Consider the following 20717-nt stretch of genomic DNA (forward strand, 5'->3'; position numbering starts at 1 on the left):
TCTAACTTGTTAATTGTGTATGGTACATCGTCTTGTAAAGGTTGCATGATACTAGCAATGACTCATGCACCCCAGAATCTATGATTGTGCCTTTATCCATTACGTAAATATTGTCGCAATCAGTGACGTTAGACAGCTTATGAGACACAATGATAGTCGTTACCACCCCATGAAGCTTTGCAATGTCGGCGATAAAAGCTTTTTCGGTAATGGAATCTAATGCACTGGTCGGCTCATCAAAAACCAGAATTTCAGGTGCTTTGTAGATTGCTCTGGCAATTGCCAGCCGTTGCTTTTGCCCGCCAGACAAATTAATTCCGCCTTCACCGATTTTAGTCGCCTCTTTATCGTGTAAGGATTCAATAAAGTGATCCAACTTAGATATCTCGATTGCCTGTTTTAAACGGTTTTTATCTGGATGAGCTTCAAATGTGATGTTGTAAGAAATACTTTCATCAAACAGTGTGATGGATTGTGGAACATAACCCAGGATTGAGGAAAATGATTTACTGCTAAAAGGCTCAATCACCTGGTTATCGAGAGAAAAAACGCCTTGTTTAGTTTCCAAGAGACCAGTGATGATATCAAGCAGCGTTGATTTTCCGGAGCCTGACGGTCCTACGATGCCTACTGACGAGCCTTTCTGGATCGTCATGGAAATGCTTTTCAGCGTTGGTTTGTCACCATAGCTAAAATATAGATTATCAATGCAGAATTGCTGATCGAAACTCAAAGAATCATCTCGTTTTAATTGTTGATTACTATCTAGTTGTATAGATGTATCAAGTAGGTGCTGAACGAAACGGCATGAGTATTTATAAGCGTTAATTGATGATATAAGTTTAGCCAGAGAGGGTAATGCCTTTAACGCAGCCAATGTGGCTAATGCGATAAGCGGGGTGGCTTTTTGTATATCAGAACCATGAGAAAGAAATAATATGATTGATATCACAATCCCGATTAACATTAATGTTTCAAGATAAATTCTGGTTAATCCTTGGGTCGTTGCAAACATCCAGTTTGATTCAGCGAATTTGCTTGAAATGTCACGACTGTATGATTCAATAGTCGGGCCAAGGCTCATGATTTTTATGTCACGAATCGATGCGGCCAAAGAGTGCAGCACCCTGTGCCTGAGGTTTTCGATGTTATTCTGTAACACGCCTAAATAAGTAACTTTTTTACTAATCGGTTTGTATAGAAAAACAAAATATAGAAGTGAAATGAAAATGATGCCTAATGCCACAAATGGCATAGACACAATAAAAGTTATCAGCAGAAGTAATAAGAAAAATAGCTCTGTCAAAATGCTGAGCATCATCTGCAGTGTAATGGATGCATGAATAGTATTGGAGAATGCTATTCCAGCTAGTCTGGAAGTTGAAAGTTTGCTAAAAAACTCATATTTGGCATTAATCGTTTTATGCAGGAAATTATCAGTTAAATCCTTTGTAAATCCTGCAATAATTTCATTTTGACTTCTAAGCACCTTTTGGTGGAGTCGAGCTTTAACTAAATAAGCTACGATTAATGAAATGCCTGAATATATGATCAATTTACTGTGACTCAGATCTGTAAAAAAAAATGTCAGAAATTGATGGCTTTGAATATAGTCTGGATTCATTGCCAGCGACACAAATGGAAAGATAAGCAATATGCCAGCCAGGTCCGATATAGCCAGGAACACACTCATAAGTACTAAGCGAGTGAAAACAACCTGTTGAAGAGCGTCAATGATGTAAGCCGGAATCGGTAAACGTTTTTTAAAACTAGCAATCATTTTATACGCCTGAAATCTGGATCAATTGTTAAGTTGGCTAGTAACAGATCATCTGTCAGCGGTGCGTTTCCGATCAACCCTGAGGCATAAAGTGAATCCGCATCAGTTTCAAAGAATTTTAAAAAGCGTTTTTCTTCTTCAGCATTCTTGAATTCTTTACTCAAGTCCATTTTCATCCATAAACGCCTGAATATTTTGTTTAGCAGGCGTTTCGAGATCTTATTAATTAAGGAAGGCTGCCAGTTTTTTCCGACCTCTGTCATTTGAGCTAGCTGCACAGTCCCCATAGAAAAACTCACAGCTAACCATCTAAATGCATGCAGCACCCGTTGGATTTTATTTTCATCATTAAGCGCATTTTCAATATTTGCAAAATAGCTTTGCAAATTATCTCCAGTGAAATGAATATCCGCCGGATACGATGGCAGATTAAAGTCATAGGTCACTACGGGCACACCATGCAACAATGCTTCGACTCCTGTTGCCGACCAACCGGTGATTACAAGATTGACTTGATCCAGGATGTCATAGATCGACAGGCCTTCATTTGGCATGTTGGCAACGACATTGGAAGGTAGATTCGAGAGTATAGACTCCCATTTCTTTGATTGTTCCGACTGTATCAACTCTCGCTTATTTGGGTAGTCTCTCGGGTGAACGCGGATGATCAAAAAAAGATTCTCATGTTTTGAGATATATTCAATCGTATTTTGAATCCATATGAACTGGTCGCTGAATACAGAACTGTTCACTTTTTTTGCTGGAAATGCACCAATGACAAAGGCTGAATAAGCTTCATCATAACTACTTAAACTCGCCAGTATGATTTTAGAGTCCTTAGGGATTTTGTAGTGGTCCCTAAGATCTAAATTTCCTTTTTTTGCATTTGAAAATACGGCAAAAGAACTGGCTTTATACAGTTCAGATAAATGACCATGAATTCTGTTTATATCTTGTTTTGTAACAAACTGCTTAACTTGATCCCAGTGTGCAAGTGCCGGGTTAACTAGTTTATGTTTACCCCAACTCCAAACTCGCAGAGCACTGTAGCGTTCCGAGTTGCTAGAACTACCTTCAATAAAATAAACTTTACTGCCGTGTCGAATTGCGTATTCTGCGCAAACCCCATTTGTTCCATATTGGGGGCTGTAGATAAAGATTTTACTGGGATTCTCTTGAGCATAAATTCTTGAAAAGCCCAGCAGGGATATCAGGCAGCTTTCAATATGTTGGAGATAAGCTTTCCATTGTGCATCATCTAGCACGGTAGTCATTTTTTTGAATTTTAGGTAGGGTTCATATGTTGCGATCCTACCAACGGGAACGCCCAGGTATTCAAAATCAAGATAATTATCCTGAGTTAATTGCGAGACAAGTTTTTTTACTTCACTCACATGCTCATTGGTTACATATGAGGATAGGTTCAGGTGTTTATTACTAGCAACCTTGGCTATTTGAGTTGCATTTTTATTGCATTGTTTACAAATGTTTCGCTTTAAGGAGTTATCAGAAGATGGCTCCAAGCCAAAAGCACTCATGCTTGTACAATAGTCTGGAAACGTCTGATTGCATGAAACATAAGTGATTTCATGGCCACTTTTCTTTAGGGCCTTCGCTAATATACTTTCTGGTAAAGCATGTAACCAAATTGCAGCATTCAAGGAAAAAAACATTGTTTTCATAATGGTTGGATTTTTCTCTTGAAAATGCCATAGAACACCTTCTTGAAGGTTTTTGTGTCTTCAAGATGGCTTGCGACTGATCTGCTGAATTGCATGATCAGGAAGAATAGGGTTGCTGAGAAAATTAACCGCATGTAAATGTCATGGTTATCAATAAGTAACAAATACAAAGAATATACAAATAACGTGATTGGGAAATGGATGATGTAAAGGCTATAAGAGTAGTTCGCGATTTTTTTCATGAAGCTACCGAGCAGCCAGCGTGTATTCATTGCTACTACAAAAACTGTAAAAATAAAAAAGAATGCAAGAATGGTGTCGCTTACTTTTTCTTGAGTAGAAAAAATGATTGTTCCAAATAAAATGGCTATTGAAATAGCCGAAATTAATTTTACACTGGGTCTGGAAGATTCGTAGCAAATAAAAAAGGCTGAACCAACCAGCCACCAGGATGCATAGTGGATAGTGACGGGATTTTGGATAAAGGATCTAGCTAAAACCAAAAATAAAAGAGTACTTGAAATCTGTTTAAAAGACCCGCGGCCGGAATTAATGATTAAAACTAGAAGGCCAGCAAAAATATACATCCTGACCTCAATATATAGACTCCACAAAGGTCCGTTCATTTGTTCTAAACCATTCAGCAAGGCGAATGCAGTGAGGATTTCCCTAAAATTTAGAGTGAAATATTCGCGCGCCTGATACAGATCTATAGTGGTAGAAAGAGGACTTGTTGTACCAGGTAATTTCAGCACATTCACAATAATGTATATGAAAACTACTAGAAGAATTGAAAAGATAAATGGTGGGTAAATCCTGATAATACGGCTTACGAAATATTCGGTTTCGTGAAATTTGCCATTATTGATCCCAAGATTCCTATTCAGACTCATGGCAATGACATATCCGCTAAGTACGAAGAAAGTCAGCACTGCAACAACGCTTGCATGGTGCATTAAGTGGCTTAATGGATGGTCACTCCCGACAACAGGCATCCAAAAAATCTGAAATAGATGGCTGATGAAAACAACTACAGCAGAAATAGCTCTTAAATAATCAAAGTTGCTGTAGTTCTTGATTGTTGCTTGGTTCACGACTTAAAGTTATCTGGATTTTGGATTTGTATGTGATTAGTTTGTAGCCAAGCACTAATCTCTGAAATCGCCTGATCTAATGATTTTTCTATGTTTAGTTTTACATTTGAAATTTCATATGCAAGCTGATCGGATTCGGTCATTTCGGTTATTAAATCCATGATTTTTTTAGAAAATGTGTGTTCTTTAACATTGACTAAGTATTTCGACATATTGATTTCATCATACAAACCGTGAATCTGTTTATAACTATTTAAACCTATTGTAGGAATGTTATTTCCCAAGGCGACAACGTTAGAATGAAATCTACTTGCTAAGAATATGTCGCATTTTTCATATTCCATAAATGAGGATGCTTCAAATGGGCAATTTGAATCATATTTAGCTACAATCAAATCATTCCTGCGGATATGGTCTGGTAAGATGAACATCAGGTCGGAAAAAACTTTAATGTCACTGTATATATGTGGAAACAGGATGAATTTTGTATTTGACCATTTTTCGGATATATCCCGTATCAGGTTGCTGAACTCTTTCAGAAAACTATTGTAATCATGGTGTTCCTTACCTGGAAATCGCACATCAAGCATATCGCCTGCAAGATTGATCCCAACCATCAAACCATTTTCCTTATTCTTGGATGATGTCTGAGGTAGCTTAGTAAAAAAGCCGCCATCTGGTAATTTTACGACTTTTGCTAAGTTGTTTTTATTCTTTACATGTTTCGACAGGGTTGAAAATGCACCGTCATTCCTTACACTAACGAGATAGCGCGTAGGTTCGTGAGTAAGCTTCTCAAAAAAAGCATTGAATCTATCAATGGTAGAAGCGCTGTAGCCCATGCCATCATCAACACCTAAGGCATTGAAGAAAACGGGAGTTTTTATTTTATTGAAAATCTCATTTTCTATTGAGATAGAAGTTCCAGTCGGCGAGTTTTCTACCCAAAGCTCGAAAAAATTTCCTCCACCGAAAATAACCAGATCCGAAGCGTTGGCTAAAGCAACGAATTGGTCGTCAAACCTTTCTGTTCCGCGGTAAACGTTTCTGATCTCAAATTCATTCCAGTCAATCTCATTTGAGATCAATTTTTCGAACCATGCTCTGAAACCATAATGATTGGCGATATCGCCTATGTTTCCACTAAAACTTGCTACATGTAGAATTTTCATAAATCAATACACAGTATGTTTTAAAGTCCAGGCACCATCCCGCAGTTCCCACAGATGAGGTGATCTGAATTTATCCACTGTCTGGTGAAACTCTTCCTCAGTAATACTCAGATAGCTTAAAAACTCTTTAAAGTATTTTTTGGGGAATTCGTGGTCATATTTTTGAACTAGAGCAACTCCCTCCTCACGAGTGATTTTGCCATTTCTAATCTCTTGCGCAGCGTCGTAAGTTGCACGACCAATACCAAATTTAGCTAAAGTCGTATAGTAATGAAACATATCGATCTTATCGTCAATGCTGCTGTATTTTGAGTAAGTTCCTTCTGTTCTCTCTGTGTTCGCCTGGAAACCAGTATGTTCGGTTGCATAGTAATAACATTCTTGAGGGTCCCATTTCAAGTAATACCCAAGATAGTGAACTTCTACACCTTTACTATCCAAATATTCGGCACTCGGCGGGATATATGGAGCGAAGTCATTGAGCGTAAATTCAGTTTCTTCTAATATTTCTTTTACTTTTTTCCCACCAAGAATCATTTCCTCTGGATTGCTGGAAGAAAAGAACTTGTTGTCCATGGTGGGCTTGTAATTTTCCTTGGGATTATTCCCGTATTCGGCCTGATTCTCTCCATACATAACCAGTTTTATACCAAACTTTGCTGCCATTGAAGGACCAATAATTCTTTGGCCTACGATAAATGGTTGAAAGGGGTGTAGCAGGTTCAGGAATGCCTGTCTAGTGAGATATCTGTGTAATTTACCGTTAGGCGTGAAGAGAATATTATCCAAGCCACCCATGTGTACCCAGTTTTCAAAATTCTTCCAACCGATGTCGGTATAGAGATGTGGAGCCCACGTCACAGTTAATGGGTTCATCCCATACTTGTATTTCAGGATATGCGATGTATACGCACTGTCTTTGCCGCCACTACCAGGTACAACGATGTCATAACCACCGTCGGTTCTTTTATGCTGATTAAGCAATTCTACAAGCTGATCTTCACGTTTTTGCCAATCAATATTTTCATTTTTTACCTCATTGTAGAGGCAAGCATCGCAGATACCATCTTCATTAAATCCAATGGTAGATTTTTTTTCATTGCGTTCATGCTTGAATTCAACAGTGGAACTAGGTCGCTGGTTAGAGATGACACATTTTTTACAAAATCTGACTTGTTCAGGCAAACCAAATAGGGTCTTGCTCATAAATTTCCTTATAACTTGTTAGCACTTGCTAATAAAATTGCTTATCAACTGTAATCCACTAATGCCACTCTTTTCAGGATGGAACTGCACTCCCCAGATATTGCCACTCTGTACCGAAGCAACAAAATTCAAATCGTGGTAACCCGCATAGGAGGTGATTGAACTCGCTGAAACATTCGTCGCAGCATAGCTATGAATAAAATAAAATCTTCTTTCGGGAGCAGGAATTTGATTAAACATATCCTGCTCTCCGAGTGAGGTGGATGACACATTAGCCCAACGTATATGCGGTAGCCTCGCACTCTCTAAATGAGACAGATCTATTTTTTTCACATCACCACTGATCAGACCCAGACCATCAACTTCCTCGTGTTCGTATCCTTTATCAAACAGCAATTGCATTCCTAAACAAATGCCTAGAATAGGCTTTTGCGATGCCGAAAAATCTTTTAGCGTTTGAATCAAGTTTTTCTTTTCAAGATTATTCATGGCATTGGGGAAAGCACCCACACCTGGAATAATAAGGCCATCACTTTCGAGGATGCTATCTCTTGTATCAGTCAATAATGCGTTTGCGCCAGAAGCTTGAAGCGCATTACTGATACTTCTGATATTGCCAAGCCCGTAATTGAGGATAGCTATATTTTTAATGTTGCTCATACTTGTTTTTTATGTGCTCTTTAATATTTTTTATTTCAATATTTTTGTAATGTAACGCAGATGCAAAACAGAGTCCGCTTAGATTTGTTTTTTCATAAAGTGCATCTATATGTTCAAGCTTTCCAAATCCACCACTTGCTAAAACAGGAATCGTCACAGAGTTGTTAACCATCTCCATAAGTTCTACATCGAATCCTAGCTTAGTGCCATCTTTATCAATCGAAGTAATGAGCAATTCTCCGGCACCTAAATCTTGAAGCTGTTTGCACCAGGTTTCTACTAAGATATCAGTCTTCTCCCGGCCTGACTCTGTATAAGCTTCCCAACCATTCTGAGTGTGTTTTGCTTGTATCGAAGCAACTACACACTGGCTACCGTATTTAGTAGCGATCTCTTCAATAAAAGCAGGGTTCTGAATTGCTGAGGTGTTGATTGCAACTTTGTCTGCACCTGAGTCTAAAGCTTCTTCAACATCTGATAGTTTCCTCAATCCACCACCGATTGTGATTGGAACAAAAACCTTCTCAGAGGCGGCTCTGATCACTGAAAATATATTATTCCGATTGTATAAACTAGCAACGCTATCCAGGAAAAGCAATTCATCTATCCCCTGCATGTAGTAATCCATTGCCATATCAAGGGGATTGCCTACTTTTCTGAGCCCTTCAAGATGAATTCCTTTGATAACATGTTCATTCTTTATATCCAATCTGGCAATTACTCTCAATTCACTTCCAATCCACAAAATGCTTTTGTTTATCTATGTTCCAAAATTTTGAAGAATCAAGAATTTCACAAAATTGATTTGCGCTATTTCCATTACCAAATAATGCTTGAGGCGTGCGTACGAGTTGATCGCTCCGGGCTATGGCTTCTTTAATTTGAATACTATCGAATGCGGTATCAATAACCAATGAACATTTAACTCTATTCTGCTGCCTGGTCCCCATGTTGATGGCGGGAACTCCAAAGTGTGGAGCTTCACGGACACCGGCGCTGGAGTTGCCAATGATGTAGTCAGCATTTTTTAGGAGCGTAAGGAAGTACTCAAATCTCATCGATGGGAATATTTTGATATTCTCTAACTTTTCCAAGCGCGCATATTCACGCAAAATGATATTTGAGCCATGATCATTATTAGGATAAATAACAATATAGTTTTTTTCTGATGCAATGACTTCATCAACAACGGTCTTTATCTGGTTATGTAGTTCTTTGACCTCTGTTGTCACTGGGTGAAACATTAAAATGGAATATTTATCATAACATAGCCCATATCTTGATTTGACTTCGGCAATAGAAGGCAACGAATCCGAGTTCATCACATCAACATCGGGTGAGCCAATGATATGAATGCTATCGGGTATTTCACCAAGCTGTATGATTCTTTTCTTGGCCAGATCATTGGCAACAAAGTGAACATGGGATAATTTAGAAACTGAATGTCTGATCAGTTCATCAACCGTTCCAGATACTTCCCCACCCTCAATGTGACCGACTAAGATATTATTCAATGCCCCCACAGCTGCGCCAGCCAATGCTTCAACTCTATCACCGTGCACAATAATCAAATCAGGGGAGATTTCTTTTACATAGTCTGATAGCCCTGTAATTGTTTTCGCCAGCACACACTCCATGGTGTCATTGGCACTTTGGTTAATAAATTTATAAATATTCTTGATGCCGATTCTCTCTACCTCGGTGCAAGTGTATCCATATTTTGAAAGCATATGCATGCCAGTGATAAAGACATGTATTTCAAATTTCTCTTTAGAGTCAAGTTTGAGCATCAGGGCTTTTAACTTGCCAAAGTCTGCTCTAGTCCCAGTGAGAAATATTATTTTTTTTATTGCTGAATCAGGCGCCATGTTCAGTGCTGCCTAAAATATCAGTTTTCTTAATCTGTTGTCCCTTTTTGATTGCGCGAACGGTGCTCTTTCCGAGAAGACTCTCATAATCGTCGGCAGTGAAGTCGCCACCACTCGGCCTTTTTACCCAGATATTTTTGTCAGATAAAGTTTCTCCGGCATTAATGTCGGCAATGGAGACGACAGAAGCAAATGCAAAGGAAATCGTTGCTGCTTCCTCTTTGATCGGCTCTCTCTTGCCGCCTCTTGCTTGAAATATGATTTTGGATCCATCGATTAATTGGCTCAGAGTATTTCTATCCATAGAGCAAACAATATCAGGGCCAGGTCTGGACATGCTGTCGGTAAAGTGTCGCTCTAAAATTGATGCCCCAAGAGCTACGGCACCTAAACATGTGTAGTTAGATGTCGTGTGGTCGGATAACCCGACTACGGCATCCGGAAACTCTTCTTTTAGTTGAGTTATCCCACCTAGCCTAACTAGTTCAGGCGGGGTAGGGTAGATGTTGGTGCAATGCAAAAGAGCAAATGGGATGTTTTTTTCTTTTAAGATATTTACTGATTTACGAATGGACTCGATAGTGTTCATTCCAGTACTTAAAATAACCGGCTTTTTGAATTGCGATATATACCTGATTAAGGGGTAGTTATTGCATTCACCAGAGCCAATCTTAAAAGCTGGAATATCAAAGCTCACTAATCTATCTACAGCAGCGCGAGAAAAAGGAGTGCTAATGAAGATTACATTGCGACTTTTTACATAGTCCATGAGTTTTTTCTCATCGGCTTCATTCAGTGCACAACGATTCATAATTTCATATATTGAAACGTCAGCATTTCCTGGAACGACCTCTTTTGCTTCATTGGACATTTCGTCTTCAATAATATGCGTTTGATGTTTGATGATTTCAGCGCCTGAGTTAATCGCAGCATCAGCCATTTCTATCGCAACATCAATTGAGCCTTCATGATTTATTCCTATTTCAGCTATCACTAATGGAGGATGGTTATCTCCGATTAGGCGACCGGCAATACTAAATTCTGCCATTCATTACCTCCAATAATCTTTCTGCTTCAAAAAAGTCATTCTGAGTGTCAATATCTACACTCTCTTCTTTACTCATAATAAACGGTAAGCCCCCGTTAGACGGAAAACCGCCCAATCTTTCAAAGTCCTGGACTTTAAATATATAAATTGCGCCATTTGCTAGATATGTTTTCGGAAGCGTTTGGCGAGAAGCATTAGTCAGATGCTCCGAAAAGAGTGATTCTAAAGTGCCTTGGTTATTAATTTTAAAGGATTTATAAGGCGATGATTCTAATTCAACAATACTTGTGAGGCTATGTAAGCCACTTTTGAACATTGAGGAAATTGCATTATCCAGAATGACAGAGTTCCTCAATGGTGATGTCGGTTGCAAGTAGGCAATGTATGTGTTGGGATCCAAGGATTGATGTTTAATGAAATGCGATACAACTTCAACAGCAGTTGATGTATCTAGTGCAAGTTCATGCGGCCTTTCGATTAAGCAGATTTCTCTTTTTTTTCCATAGTTTAATATTTCAATATTTTCAGACGACAAGAAAATATTATCGACATAAACTGAATCTAGTGCAGCCTGGATGGTGTAATCAATTAAAGGCTTACCATTCAATATTTTTAAGTTCTTCTTCTCTAAACCCTTGGACCCCCCGCGTGCAGGGATAAGAGCTAGTAGCTGATTATTTTCAATCATATCGTTTCGTATATTGAAATTTAAAAAATGCCTGAAAGCAGTGGTAGACCTGGCTTAAAACTTTTTTATGATTGAGCTTATCTGCTCAATATCATTGAGTGTATGACCAATCGATATTGGAAGACTTAATTCTGTTTCATGTAGCATGTCTGCAATCGGGTAATCTCCTTGCAGTATTCCGTACATAGCTTCTTGGCGATGTGGTGGGATAGGGTAGTGAATTTCTGTCTTCACGCCTTGCTCCAGTAGCCAAGACTTTAATCTATCTCTTTCTTCATGACGAACACCAAAAATATGGAATACATCATATTCATCCTCTTTTTGGCGAGGTAGGGTCAGCCAGTCAGGCAGATTGTTAAAGTAAATCTGTGCCAGGTTACGTTTATGTTCCGACATGTTGTCAAGGTGACGCAACTTGACTCTGAGTAAAGCTGCTTGTATTTCATCCAGCCGAGAGTTCACGCCAGCATACTTGTTGATATACTTTTGTTTAGAGCCATAGTTGCGTAAATGACGAAGGCGGTCAGCGATCTCGTCATCGTCTGTGACTACTGCGCCGGCATCACCTAGTGCACCCAGGTTCTTGGTCGGGTAGAAGCTAAAACAGCCTGCATCACCAAATGTTCCTGTCATGCGTCCTCCCAGCTTGGCGCCATGAGATTGAGCGCAATCCTCAATTAATTTTAATCCGTATTCATTGGCTAGCGCGCATATAGTATCCATACGGCAGGTCTTGCCAAACAAATGCGTGACACAAATCGCGCGCGTGGATGAGGTGATTTTAGTCGTAATGTTTAATGGGTCGATGTTGAATGTTGCAGGGTCTGGTTCAACGAGTACGGGCTTATGGCCGGCACGTATAATAGCCAAAATTGTTGCAATGTAGGTATTCGAAGCAACTAATATTTCGCTGCCTTTAGGTAGCATGAGTGCTTCTATCGACAGAATTAATGCGTCCAAGCCATTTGCAACACCAATGCAGTGGCGAGAGCCTACCCATGTTGCAAACTCTTTTTCAAACTCGGTGACCTCGTGGCCTAAAACATACCAGCCTGAGCGAATGACATTGGTAGCGGCGGCTTCCAATTCATGCATGAATTGCTTATTCGAGTCAGCAAGACTTTCGTATTCAATCATTTATTTGGCAACTCGTAAGGCGTGTCTATGTATTCACTTCTGTCATAGATATGCGATGCCATGACAAACAGCACGCTACCTTTGCCAAAAGTCATTGTGTGCCAATCTTTTGGCTCCACAAGCAGGCATTGAGAGGGGGAATCCAGTGTGATGGTTTCTTCGGAAATGCCATCATTCATATATATCGCAATGCTTCCATGTAGCGCGATCAAGGCCTGTCTTGTGCTGACATGCCTGTGACCTCCTCGTGTCTGTCCATCTGCTCCATAAATCCAGTACGTACGGACAGCTGAAAATGGTAAAGCCTTTTCAAGTACTGTCAGCGAACCACGCGTATCTGAGAATGTAGGTAGATTTAGGATTGTGAAGTGTGACATAACGTAATCTTAACGAGTGAGCTTTTAAATAGTCACTATCAGGCCATTATATTTGTTTTAAAAAGTCGTGATATGCGACTTCCAAACCCGTTTCTATCGATACCTTAGGCTGCCAGCCAGCTTGATGCAGGATAGTAGAGTCCATCAGCTTGCGAGGAGTACCGTCCGGCTTAGAGGTATCAAATTGAATGTTACCTTCATATCCAATCACTTTCTGTACAGTTTCTGCCAGCGTTTTGATGGTGATGTCACTGCCGTATCCAACATTGACTAAAGGGGGCTGGAATTTGCCTGACTCGGACTCATCACTGCCAAGTAATTGGTTGAATTGACCATCGTTCAGCTGCATTAAGAACACACATGCATCTGCCATGTCCTGATTGTACAAAAATTCGCGTTTAGGTGTGCCCGTACCCCAGACAGTGACTTCAGTCTGTTTGCTAACTTTGGCTTCATGGAATTTTCTGATCAGTGCCGGAATGACATGGCTGTTTTCAGGGTGATAATTATCACCAGGCCCATATAGGTTGGTAGGCATAGCAGCCAGATATTGAGTGCCATATTGGCGGTTATAACTCCAGCACATTTCTATACCAGCTATCTTAGCCAAGGCATAGGGCCTGTTTGTCGGTTCAAGTGCACCCGTTAGCAAATGCTCTTCTTTCATCGGCTGCGGTGCAAATTTAGGATAAATGCAGCTAGAGCCTAAAAATAGTAAGCGCTTTACACCGTTTACGTAGGACTGGTGGATCACATTTGTCTGAATGGCTAAATTCTCGTGAATAAATTGGGCTGGGTAGGTATTATTGGCATGAATGCCACCCACTTTGGCAGCAGCCAAAAAAACATATTCAGGTTTTTCTGCAGCAAAGAAATCCGTCACTGCTGTTTGAGAGGTCAAGTCTAATTCAGCATGGGTTCTTGTCAGCAAGTTTGTGTAGCCTTGCGCTAGCAGTGCTTTCACAATGGCAGAACCTACTAAGCCTCTATGGCCAGCAACATAGATTTTTGCGTTCTTATCCATGGATTTACTCGTGATAGTCCATGGCCTGGTAGCCATGCTGTTTGATCAATTCGTCGCGCTGGGCAGATTTATAATCTTCGCGCACCATTTCTGATACCAGCTCTTCAAAGCTAGTTTTAGGTACCCAGCCCAGTTTTTCTTTGGCTTTTGTCGGGTCGCCCAGCAAGGTGTCGACCTCAGTGGGGCGGAAATAGCGTGGGTCAACTTGCACGATACATTTATCACCCCAGTAGCCTTTTTCTTCGACACCGTTACCACGCCAGGTGACAGTGATATCTAACTCTTGGGCAGCGGCATTGACGAAGTCACGCACGCTGTATTGTTTGCCGGTGGCGATCACAAAGTCTTCTGCCTGTTCTTGCTGCAACATCAGCCATTGCATTTCTACATAATCTTTGGCATGCCCCCAGTCGCGTAAGGAGTCCAGGTTGCCGAGGTAGAGGCATTCTTGCAAACCGAGTTTGATACGCGCCAGAGCGCGTGTGATCTTGCGGGTGACGAATGTCTCGCCGCGGATCGGGCTTTCGTGATTAAACAGGATGCCATTGCAGGCGTATATGCCATAAGCCTCACGGTAATTGACCGTGATCCAGTAAGCGTACATTTTGGCTACTGCATAGGGGCTGCGAGGGTAAAACGGGGTGGTTTCTTTTTGCGGTGTTTCTTGCACCAGGCCATAGAGTTCGGAAGTGGATGCCTGGTAAAAGCGTGTTTTCTTTTCCAGGCCCAGTATGCGTATCGCCTCAAGGATACGCAAAGTACCTATGCCATCGGCGTTCGCGGTATATTCCGGAGTCTCAAAGCTGACAGCTACGTGGCTCATCGCTGCCAGGTTATAGATCTCGTCTGGCTGAACTTGCTGGATGATCCTGATTAAGTTAGTCGAGTCAGTCAGGTCACCGTAGTGCAGGATGAAGTTTTGATTATCAATATGCGGGTCTTGATATAGATGATCTATCCTGTCGGTATTAAATAGTGAAGCTCGACGCTTTATTCCGTGCACGATATAGCCTTTATTAAGTAGCAGCTCGGCTAGATAGGCACCATCTTGACCAGTGATGCCGGTGATTAAAGCGACTTTTTGTGACATGTCTTAGAATTGTTGAGTTAAAAAGTGTTTGGATTATAACATGGGCTATATTGGCCTTAAATGAGGCGTGCGAAGTTATTTACTTGCCAGCATCGCCTTGATATTCGCCATCTTGCTCTTGCCATAATCTTTGCTGGCCGGTTCGCCGTTGGTGTTGAACGGGTTGCCGAAGTGTTTGACGTCGTCTTTTGGCAGTTCGGCGATAAAGCGGCTGGGTTCGCAGGCTTGCATTTCGCCGGCGCGTTTGCGTTTTTTGCACCAGGTGATGTTCAGGGATTTTTGTGCGCGGGTGATGCCTACGTACATCAGGCGGCGTTCTTCTTCTATCTGGTCGTTATCTATGGATTCACGGTGTGGCAGTATGCCGTCTTCGCAGCCGATCAGGAACACGTGGCCGTATTCCAGGCCTTTAGAGGCGTGCAAGGTGGAGAGCTTGACTGCGTCTTGCTCTTCGCCATCTTTGCCCTCCAGCATGGTGATGAGGGCGACCAGTTGCGTGAGTTCCAGCAGGGTTTTGCCGGGAGATTCGTTGCCGTATTCAGTCGAGGCTTCGCCTTTTTTGCTGAGCCAGGCGACAAATTCCAGTACGTTGCTCCAGCGTAATTCTGCCGCACGTGCTTCTTCGCCGTCATACAAATAGGTCTCGTATTGGATGGCATTCAGCAGGTCGTTCAGTACTTCGTTGGCAGGGTCTTTCACCGCCCGGGTTTGCAGGTTCTGGATATAGCGGCAGAAAGTGAGCAGGTCATCCAGTTGTTTCGCTCCGATATCGTGCTGGAAGCCGCCTTCAAAAGCCGCGGCAAACAGTGACAGTTTGTGTGCACTGGCGTATTCCCCAAGTCTTTCCAGCGTGGTGTTGCCTATGCCTTTTTTCGGCGTGGTGGCCGCACGGATAAAGGCCGGGTCATCATCTTCGTTGGCAATCAGGCGTAAATAGCTGGTGATGTCTTTAATTTCGGTTTTGTCGAAGAAGGATTGTCCGCCAGATATGGTGTAGGGAATCTTGTGGTTGCGCAGGAATTTTTCCATTACGCGTGCCTGATGGTTGCTGCGGTACAACACGGCATAGTCTTTATAGGTTGTGCGATGCTCGAATTTATGCGCCTGCAACTTCATCAGTACGGTTTCGGCTTCGTGTTCTTCGCTTTGCGTAGCGGTGACGTGTATCAGTTCACCTGTACCGAGGTCGCTCCAGAGTTTTTTCTCAAACAACTTCGGGTTATTGGCGATCACGCTGTTGGCTGCACGCAGAATACGTACTGTAGAGCGGTAGTTCTGTTCCAGTTTGATGACTTTGAGTTTGGAGAAGTCTTTGGTTAACTGGCGCAGGTTTTCAACGTCCGCACCGCGCCAGCCGTAAATCGCCTGGTCATCGTCACCCACCGCCGTGAATTGGCCACGTACGCCAGTCAGTTGCTTGATCAAGCGATACTGGCAGGCATTGGTGTCCTGGTATTCATCAATCAGCAGGTATTGCAGTTTGCGTTGCCATTTATCCAGTGTTTCGCTGTGCTGGTCGAAAAGCTCAACCGGGACTTTAATCAGGTCATCAAAATCCACCGCCTGGTAAGCGCGCAGGGTTTGCTGGTAGAGCTGGTAAACGCGCGCGGCGGCATGGGTTAACTCTTCATCCGCCTGTGACTTGGCCTGGTCCGGGTTTACAAACGCGTTTTTCCAGCTGGAAATCTGCCATTGTGTTTTGCGCAGTAATTGTTTATCTGTGGTCGCCAGGATGTCGCTGAGAATTTTAAAGCTGTCTGATGAATCCAGAATGGAGAACTGCGGTTTGTAGCCGAGCAGGGCGGCTTCCTGGCGTAGCATTTGCAGGCCCAGGGAGTGAAATGTGGTCACCGTTAAACCTTTGCCGCTTTTACCTTCTAAAAGGGGTGAAACACGCTCCTGCATTTCACGCGCGGCTTTATTGGTAAAGGTGATGGCGGCTATCTGCGAGGCTTTGTAATTGGCCTCGTTAACCAGATAGGCGATCTTTTGCGTAATGACGCGGGTTTTGCCGCTGCCGGCACCCGCGAGCACCAATAATGGTCCATCAAGGTAATGAATCGCTTCGCGCTGAGGAGGATTTAACAGGTGCTGCATGGAACTTCTACTGGTTGGAGAGAGACAATCAAAGAAAGGAATTAGCCTGTATGGACTATTTAAGCCCTTAATTTATATGGGTATAGTCTGGATACCATAGTATTATTCCCTATCAGGTAAACTAAAACTTTGACCTTCCCTTTGCTAGACCTCAATAGTGTCATTCTATCATCAATCGGCCTCACCTTTACTTTGGTTCTGGTCCTATTGGTATTTGGCGCTTACCAGCAAAAGTCATTAATCATGCATTGGGTGCGTGGTTTGGGCATGATGGGCGTGGGTCTTTGCATCTATTTTATTCCCCTGATCGCATCTAATCCTGGACAGAGCATCGTTTATGTAGCTACCTCGATGACATTGTTTGCACTTGGCGTCAGCATTTATGTCAATGGCATACGCATGCTGCGTGGCTATCGCGTCTATCGCTATCGAACCTTACTGGTGATGACGACATTGCTGGCCTGTAATGCTGTCATGCTCAATATGCATGCTGCAGAAAAGTGGATAGTACTCTCTAATTTACTGGTCCTGGTATGGGTATTTTCTTATGGCAGCCGAAGCCTGATAGGCCATGGCCTTGATTTCGTCGCGCAAGTGTTCTGGCTCTGTTGCAGCCTGTTTGGTGGCATCAGCCTGATGCTGGGTTTTTTCGCAATAGAAGTTGCAGTATCAAATGAGGCAGCACTGTTGTCGTTCATCCATTGGCCGGTGCATGCTTATCTGACGACAGCGATAATGCTGGTCCTCACCATCGTCACCAGCCTGTTACTTCTGGTAATGAATATTCGTACCCAGGCAGGGTTACAGGCTATTGCAACGCTGGATGGCTTAACCGGCGTATTGAACCGCCGTGGTTTGCAGGAGGCTGCTAATCGTATGCAGGCCGTTTCACAGCGGATCACCTTGTCGATGGGTATGCTGATTGTGGATCTGGATTACTTTAAAAAAGTGAATGACGTTTACGGCCATCTGGTTGGCGATGTGGTGCTGAAATCGTGCGCCGGCAATATACGCGCAGCATTGCGCGGTGGCGATGTAATCGGGCGTTATGGCGGCGAAGAGTTTTGTATCCTGCTGCCTAACACTGGTGAGCAGGAAGCCATGGTGCTGGCTGAGCGTATCCGCAGAACAATAGAAGTGACCCCAGTAAGTATTGCAGGTGTGGAAAGCATGAGTGATGATACCCATGCAATTAAATGTACAGTTAGTGTCGGTGCGGTGAGTTCTGAAACGGTGGGTTATGCGCTGGAAAGCATGTTTGCAGCGGCAGACCAGAATCTCTATAAAGCCAAGCAAAATGGCCGTAACAGAGTGGCCAGTAATATTGAGCTATTGATGACGCAACCGCCAGCCATGGGTAAACCTGTCAAACGTAATGCCAGCGTTATAGCTTAAAACGAATTAGATTAAAACATGACTCTTCAGGAGGCGTCTGTTTGTGCGTCAGCTTCTGTTGAGTTTTCAACTTCATTGTTGATTTTTTCTGGTTTGGCCGCGGCCAATGCAATCATTTCAGCACGGCTTTTGGGGGACTCTAGACTCACCCTGCCAATTGCGCCACCACGATAATCAGTCAGGAATGCCATTGCCGTGCGCTCCATATCCCATTGCCCGTCATTACGCTTGTAGGCTCTGCGTTTGGCAATCGCCTGTAACAGGTCTATCCCATCTATCTGTTGCACATCCAGTTTCATGGCATCCAGTTTGTAACGAGTATTGATCAATGCCGGGTATTGTTTCAACAGTAAGTTCCCAAGAAACTCTGCTACATCTTCATCAATCACGGCATTGCGACCAATGGCATGGCTTGCGGCCAGCATATAGCCATCCGATTCATGTTCAATCTTGGGCCACATCATGCCTGGTGTGTCCGTAATACTTTGATTGTCACCCAGGTCGAATCGCTGCTGGCTTTTGGTGACCGCCGGCTCATCACCGACTTTAGCTGCGCGGCGGTTGAGCAGGGCATTCATCAATGTGGATTTACCAACGTTAGGAATGCCCATAATCATCATACGCAAAGGTTTGAGAGGTGAGCCACGATGCGGTGCCAGTTGACGGCACAGGCCAGGTATTTTTTTTGCGTCACCGGCTTTTTTGCATGAAAGGGCAACCGCTTTGGTATTAGGTTGGCTATTAAAGTAATTGAGCCAGGCTTGTGTGATTTGCGGGTCTGCTAGATCAGCTTTGTTGAGGATTTTCAGGTTGGGGCGCTGGCGGAAGTTACGCATCTCTTCGATCATGGGATTGTGGCTGGCAGCAGGTACACGCGCATCCAGTACTTCAATCACCACATCGATATGCTCCAGGGTTTCCTCTGCCTTTTTGCGGGCTGAGGTCATGTGTCCCGGGTACCATTGTATCGCCATATTTTTGCTCCATCATTCCATCAAAAAATACGGTGTTTTCACGCTGTGCCGTACTTCAACTATCGCCCAGGCACATTTTTTCTGATTGCAAATGTTGCAATGGCCAACGCTACGATTGGCCATTTTAACATTCAAGCGTGCAACTCGCTAAATTTCGTCAGGCTTGAAACTTACTTCCAGGTATACCCGAGTGTGAACAACGCCCGCGTGTCGCCTTTCCTGCGATCATCTGCCGGGCGGGTGTCCAGGTTGTAATCCAGTTGAGTGGTTGCGCTCAAGCCCATAATAAATGGAAAGCGTAAGCCAGTTGAGCTGTAAAGGAGGATTTGTGAAGGTGCACGTGGGGTATATAACACTTCGTGGCGATGAAATGCCTGGACGAAAGAATTAAACAGGAACTGGTTGTAGTTAACGGCCCAGCGAATGGCTGCATGGTCCTCATCTTGCTCCTGGTAGAAGTCCTGATCGATCCACGACAGACCGCCTTCCAGTGACAGATTGAGTTTTTCTCCTTCAAATAGCTGGTAACCGGTACCCACACCGTACTGGCTGCGTAATTTGATGTCCCTGAACCGGTCTTTTTCCTGGATGGTATTCAGATAGGTAAACCATTTTTTTGTAAAAAAGTGGTCATACTGTCCACGTACACGCATATTGTTCTGGGTTTGTTCACCGTTATCTTCTGCCCAGTATGCGTAACCCTGCGCGGTATACCTGTCTTCTAGGCCGCGCGTGATAGATTCGCCGTTGAACTGCATATTACGGTTTTTGCTGTTGCCGTTATTGAACGCACCGCCCAGGTTAAGGTTGCCGCTCCAGACATAACCTTCACCAATAAGGTCTTTAGAGGGGTTGATATATTGAATTTCTGACAGTTCAGTATCGACTAATTCTGTTTTAGCGTCTTCATCCAGAATGGCCTGGCCGTTCTCACCATGTTTCAAATAGCCAGTCACAACACTCTGGTCAGAGAGCATCATAGTGTATGGTTTTTCGGCATCGATACTTAAAATGTCCGCCCAATTCAATTTGATTTCACCCGCGTACGAAGTATTGATCACTACTTTATCGGTAATTTTCACCACCAGGGTGCCGGTGATTTTGTCGCCGTTTTTCATCCAGACGCTGTCTGAATATGCGCTGCCGGAAAACAATGTGATTAACGCAATTAAACTATACAGAAGGTAATTCAGCTGTTGTTTATGATGATTAAGGGCCTTGCTGGCAACATTTAAAAACATTCATTCTCCCTTATTAATTGAATAGCTGACGTGAAACCTGGCGAGTGAAGCACTTCTAACAAGCTTTTCTGGCAAAGTTGAAGTAGATTAGGATTCACAAGGCATCAGCGCATGGCGCTAAAATTGACCAACCTGATAGGGTAGTCAGCAAAAAAACGCGTGAGTTCCCGATATAAGTTCCTGA

18 protein-coding genes are annotated in these 20717 nt (G+C 42.8%); 1 reads left to right on the forward strand and 17 read right to left on the reverse strand.

What is annotated here, in order from left to right; genetic code table 11:
• Position 1 precedes the first annotated feature (1 nt).
• From ASG34_RS12605 to ASG34_RS12675, 15 genes are all read right to left on the reverse strand, one after another.
• Positions 2-1780, reverse strand: a complete 1779-nt coding sequence (locus tag ASG34_RS12605) for an ATP-binding cassette domain-containing protein (RefSeq protein WP_055831075.1) — start codon at positions 1778-1780, stop codon at positions 2-4.
• A complete protein-coding gene (locus tag ASG34_RS12610; protein WP_055831077.1) occupies positions 1777-3462 on the reverse strand; it encodes a hypothetical protein in 1686 nt (561 codons plus the stop codon). Before ASG34_RS12610 ends, ASG34_RS12605 begins: the two co-directional genes overlap by 4 nt.
• Positions 3459-4556: an acyltransferase family protein gene (locus ASG34_RS12615; RefSeq protein WP_055831079.1), complete on the reverse strand. Its 1098-nt coding sequence runs from the start codon at positions 4554-4556 to the stop codon at positions 3459-3461. The genes ASG34_RS12610 and ASG34_RS12615 overlap by 4 nt, the downstream gene beginning before the upstream one ends.
• Positions 4553-5728 (reverse strand): polysaccharide pyruvyl transferase family protein, encoded by a 1176-nt coding sequence (locus ASG34_RS12620; RefSeq protein ID WP_055831081.1) that lies wholly within the window; start codon positions 5726-5728, stop codon positions 4553-4555. Before ASG34_RS12620 ends, ASG34_RS12615 begins: the two co-directional genes overlap by 4 nt.
• A gap of 3 nt (positions 5729-5731) precedes the next feature.
• Positions 5732-6934: an N-acetyl sugar amidotransferase gene (locus ASG34_RS12625; protein ID WP_055831082.1), complete on the reverse strand. Its 1203-nt coding sequence runs from the start codon at positions 6932-6934 to the stop codon at positions 5732-5734.
• 18 nt (positions 6935-6952) lie between these two features.
• Complete coding sequence (gene hisH / locus ASG34_RS12630) at positions 6953-7594, reverse strand: imidazole glycerol phosphate synthase subunit HisH (protein ID WP_082504912.1); 642 nt, start codon at positions 7592-7594, stop codon at positions 6953-6955.
• Positions 7581-8321, reverse strand: coding sequence for an imidazole glycerol phosphate synthase subunit HisF (hisF, locus tag ASG34_RS12635; protein WP_088178546.1), 741 nt, complete (start codon positions 8319-8321; stop codon positions 7581-7583). The genes hisH and hisF overlap by 14 nt, the downstream gene beginning before the upstream one ends.
• Position 8322: 1 nt before the next feature.
• Positions 8323-9462, reverse strand: coding sequence for a UDP-N-acetylglucosamine 2-epimerase (neuC, locus tag ASG34_RS12640; RefSeq protein ID WP_055831084.1), 1140 nt, complete (start codon positions 9460-9462; stop codon positions 8323-8325).
• Positions 9452-10510: an N-acetylneuraminate synthase family protein gene (locus ASG34_RS12645; RefSeq protein WP_055831086.1), complete on the reverse strand. Its 1059-nt coding sequence runs from the start codon at positions 10508-10510 to the stop codon at positions 9452-9454. Before ASG34_RS12645 ends, neuC begins: the two co-directional genes overlap by 11 nt.
• Positions 10497-11198 carry an acylneuraminate cytidylyltransferase family protein gene (locus ASG34_RS12650; RefSeq protein WP_055831088.1) on the reverse strand — a complete coding sequence of 234 codons (702 nt, stop codon included), beginning with the start codon at positions 11196-11198 and terminating at the stop codon, positions 10497-10499. The genes ASG34_RS12645 and ASG34_RS12650 overlap by 14 nt, the downstream gene beginning before the upstream one ends.
• A 54-nt stretch (positions 11199-11252) precedes the next feature.
• A complete protein-coding gene (locus ASG34_RS12655; protein WP_055831090.1) occupies positions 11253-12335 on the reverse strand; it encodes a DegT/DnrJ/EryC1/StrS family aminotransferase in 1083 nt (360 codons plus the stop codon).
• Positions 12332-12712 carry a sugar 3,4-ketoisomerase gene (locus ASG34_RS12660; RefSeq protein WP_055831092.1) on the reverse strand — a complete coding sequence of 127 codons (381 nt, stop codon included), beginning with the start codon at positions 12710-12712 and terminating at the stop codon, positions 12332-12334. Before ASG34_RS12660 ends, ASG34_RS12655 begins: the two co-directional genes overlap by 4 nt.
• 46 nt (positions 12713-12758) lie before the next feature.
• Positions 12759-13736: a GDP-L-fucose synthase family protein gene (locus ASG34_RS12665; RefSeq protein ID WP_055831094.1), complete on the reverse strand. Its 978-nt coding sequence runs from the start codon at positions 13734-13736 to the stop codon at positions 12759-12761.
• 4 nt (positions 13737-13740) lie between these two features.
• A complete protein-coding gene (gene gmd / locus ASG34_RS12670; RefSeq protein ID WP_055831096.1) occupies positions 13741-14826 on the reverse strand; it encodes a GDP-mannose 4,6-dehydratase in 1086 nt (361 codons plus the stop codon).
• A 75-nt stretch (positions 14827-14901) separates the two neighbouring features.
• Positions 14902-16923, reverse strand: coding sequence for a UvrD-helicase domain-containing protein (locus tag ASG34_RS12675; RefSeq protein WP_055831098.1), 2022 nt, complete (start codon positions 16921-16923; stop codon positions 14902-14904).
• A 243-nt stretch (positions 16924-17166) separates the two neighbouring features.
• On the opposite strand from ASG34_RS12675, the gene ASG34_RS12680 reads away from it, so the two are divergent.
• Positions 17167-18318: a GGDEF domain-containing protein gene (locus ASG34_RS12680; RefSeq protein WP_235559801.1), complete on the forward strand. Its 1152-nt coding sequence runs from the start codon at positions 17167-17169 to the stop codon at positions 18316-18318.
• A 26-nt stretch (positions 18319-18344) separates the two neighbouring features.
• Here the strand turns inward: ASG34_RS12680 and ylqF are convergent, their stop codons facing one another.
• Together ylqF and ASG34_RS12690 are read right to left on the reverse strand one after the other, a co-directional pair.
• A complete protein-coding gene (ylqF, locus tag ASG34_RS12685) occupies positions 18345-19292 on the reverse strand; it encodes a ribosome biogenesis GTPase YlqF (RefSeq protein ID WP_055831100.1) in 948 nt (315 codons plus the stop codon).
• Between the two features lie 170 nt (positions 19293-19462).
• A complete protein-coding gene (locus ASG34_RS12690) occupies positions 19463-20533 on the reverse strand; it encodes a DUF481 domain-containing protein (protein WP_055831101.1) in 1071 nt (356 codons plus the stop codon).
• Between the last annotated feature and the right edge of the window lie 184 nt (positions 20534-20717).

The organism is Methylophilus sp. Leaf416 (genome assembly GCF_001424665.1).
Taxonomy (GTDB): Bacteria; Pseudomonadota; Gammaproteobacteria; order Burkholderiales; family Methylophilaceae; genus Methylophilus.

Coding starts and splice junctions, on each gene's coding strand:
- ASG34_RS12605 (WP_055831075.1), bottom strand. CDS start 1,780: ATGATTGCTAGTTTTAAAAAACGTTTACCGATTCCGGCTTACATCATT.
- ASG34_RS12610 (WP_055831077.1), bottom strand. CDS start 3,462: ATGAAAACAATGTTTTTTTCCTTGAATGCTGCAATTTGGTTACATGCT.
- ASG34_RS12620 (WP_055831081.1), bottom strand. CDS start 5,728: ATGAAAATTCTACATGTAGCAAGTTTTAGTGGAAACATAGGCGATATC.
- ASG34_RS12625 (WP_055831082.1), bottom strand. CDS start 6,934: ATGAGCAAGACCCTATTTGGTTTGCCTGAACAAGTCAGATTTTGTAAA.
- hisH (WP_082504912.1), bottom strand. CDS start 7,594: ATGAGCAACATTAAAAATATAGCTATCCTCAATTACGGGCTTGGCAAT.
- neuC (WP_055831084.1), bottom strand. CDS start 9,462: ATGGCGCCTGATTCAGCAATAAAAAAAATAATATTTCTCACTGGGACT.
- ASG34_RS12645 (WP_055831086.1), bottom strand. CDS start 10,510: ATGGCAGAATTTAGTATTGCCGGTCGCCTAATCGGAGATAACCATCCT.
- ASG34_RS12650 (WP_055831088.1), bottom strand. CDS start 11,198: ATGATTGAAAATAATCAGCTACTAGCTCTTATCCCTGCACGCGGGGGG.
- ASG34_RS12655 (WP_055831090.1), bottom strand. CDS start 12,335: ATGATTGAATACGAAAGTCTTGCTGACTCGAATAAGCAATTCATGCAT.
- ASG34_RS12660 (WP_055831092.1), bottom strand. CDS start 12,712: ATGTCACACTTCACAATCCTAAATCTACCTACATTCTCAGATACGCGT.
- ASG34_RS12665 (WP_055831094.1), bottom strand. CDS start 13,736: ATGGATAAGAACGCAAAAATCTATGTTGCTGGCCATAGAGGCTTAGTA.
- gmd (WP_055831096.1), bottom strand. CDS start 14,826: ATGTCACAAAAAGTCGCTTTAATCACCGGCATCACTGGTCAAGATGGT.
- ASG34_RS12675 (WP_055831098.1), bottom strand. CDS start 16,923: ATGCAGCACCTGTTAAATCCTCCTCAGCGCGAAGCGATTCATTACCTT.
- ASG34_RS12680 (WP_235559801.1), top strand. CDS start 17,167: ATGCATTGGGTGCGTGGTTTGGGCATGATGGGCGTGGGTCTTTGCATC.
- ylqF (WP_055831100.1), bottom strand. CDS start 19,292: ATGGCGATACAATGGTACCCGGGACACATGACCTCAGCCCGCAAAAAG.
- ASG34_RS12690 (WP_055831101.1), bottom strand. CDS start 20,533: ATGTTTTTAAATGTTGCCAGCAAGGCCCTTAATCATCATAAACAACAG.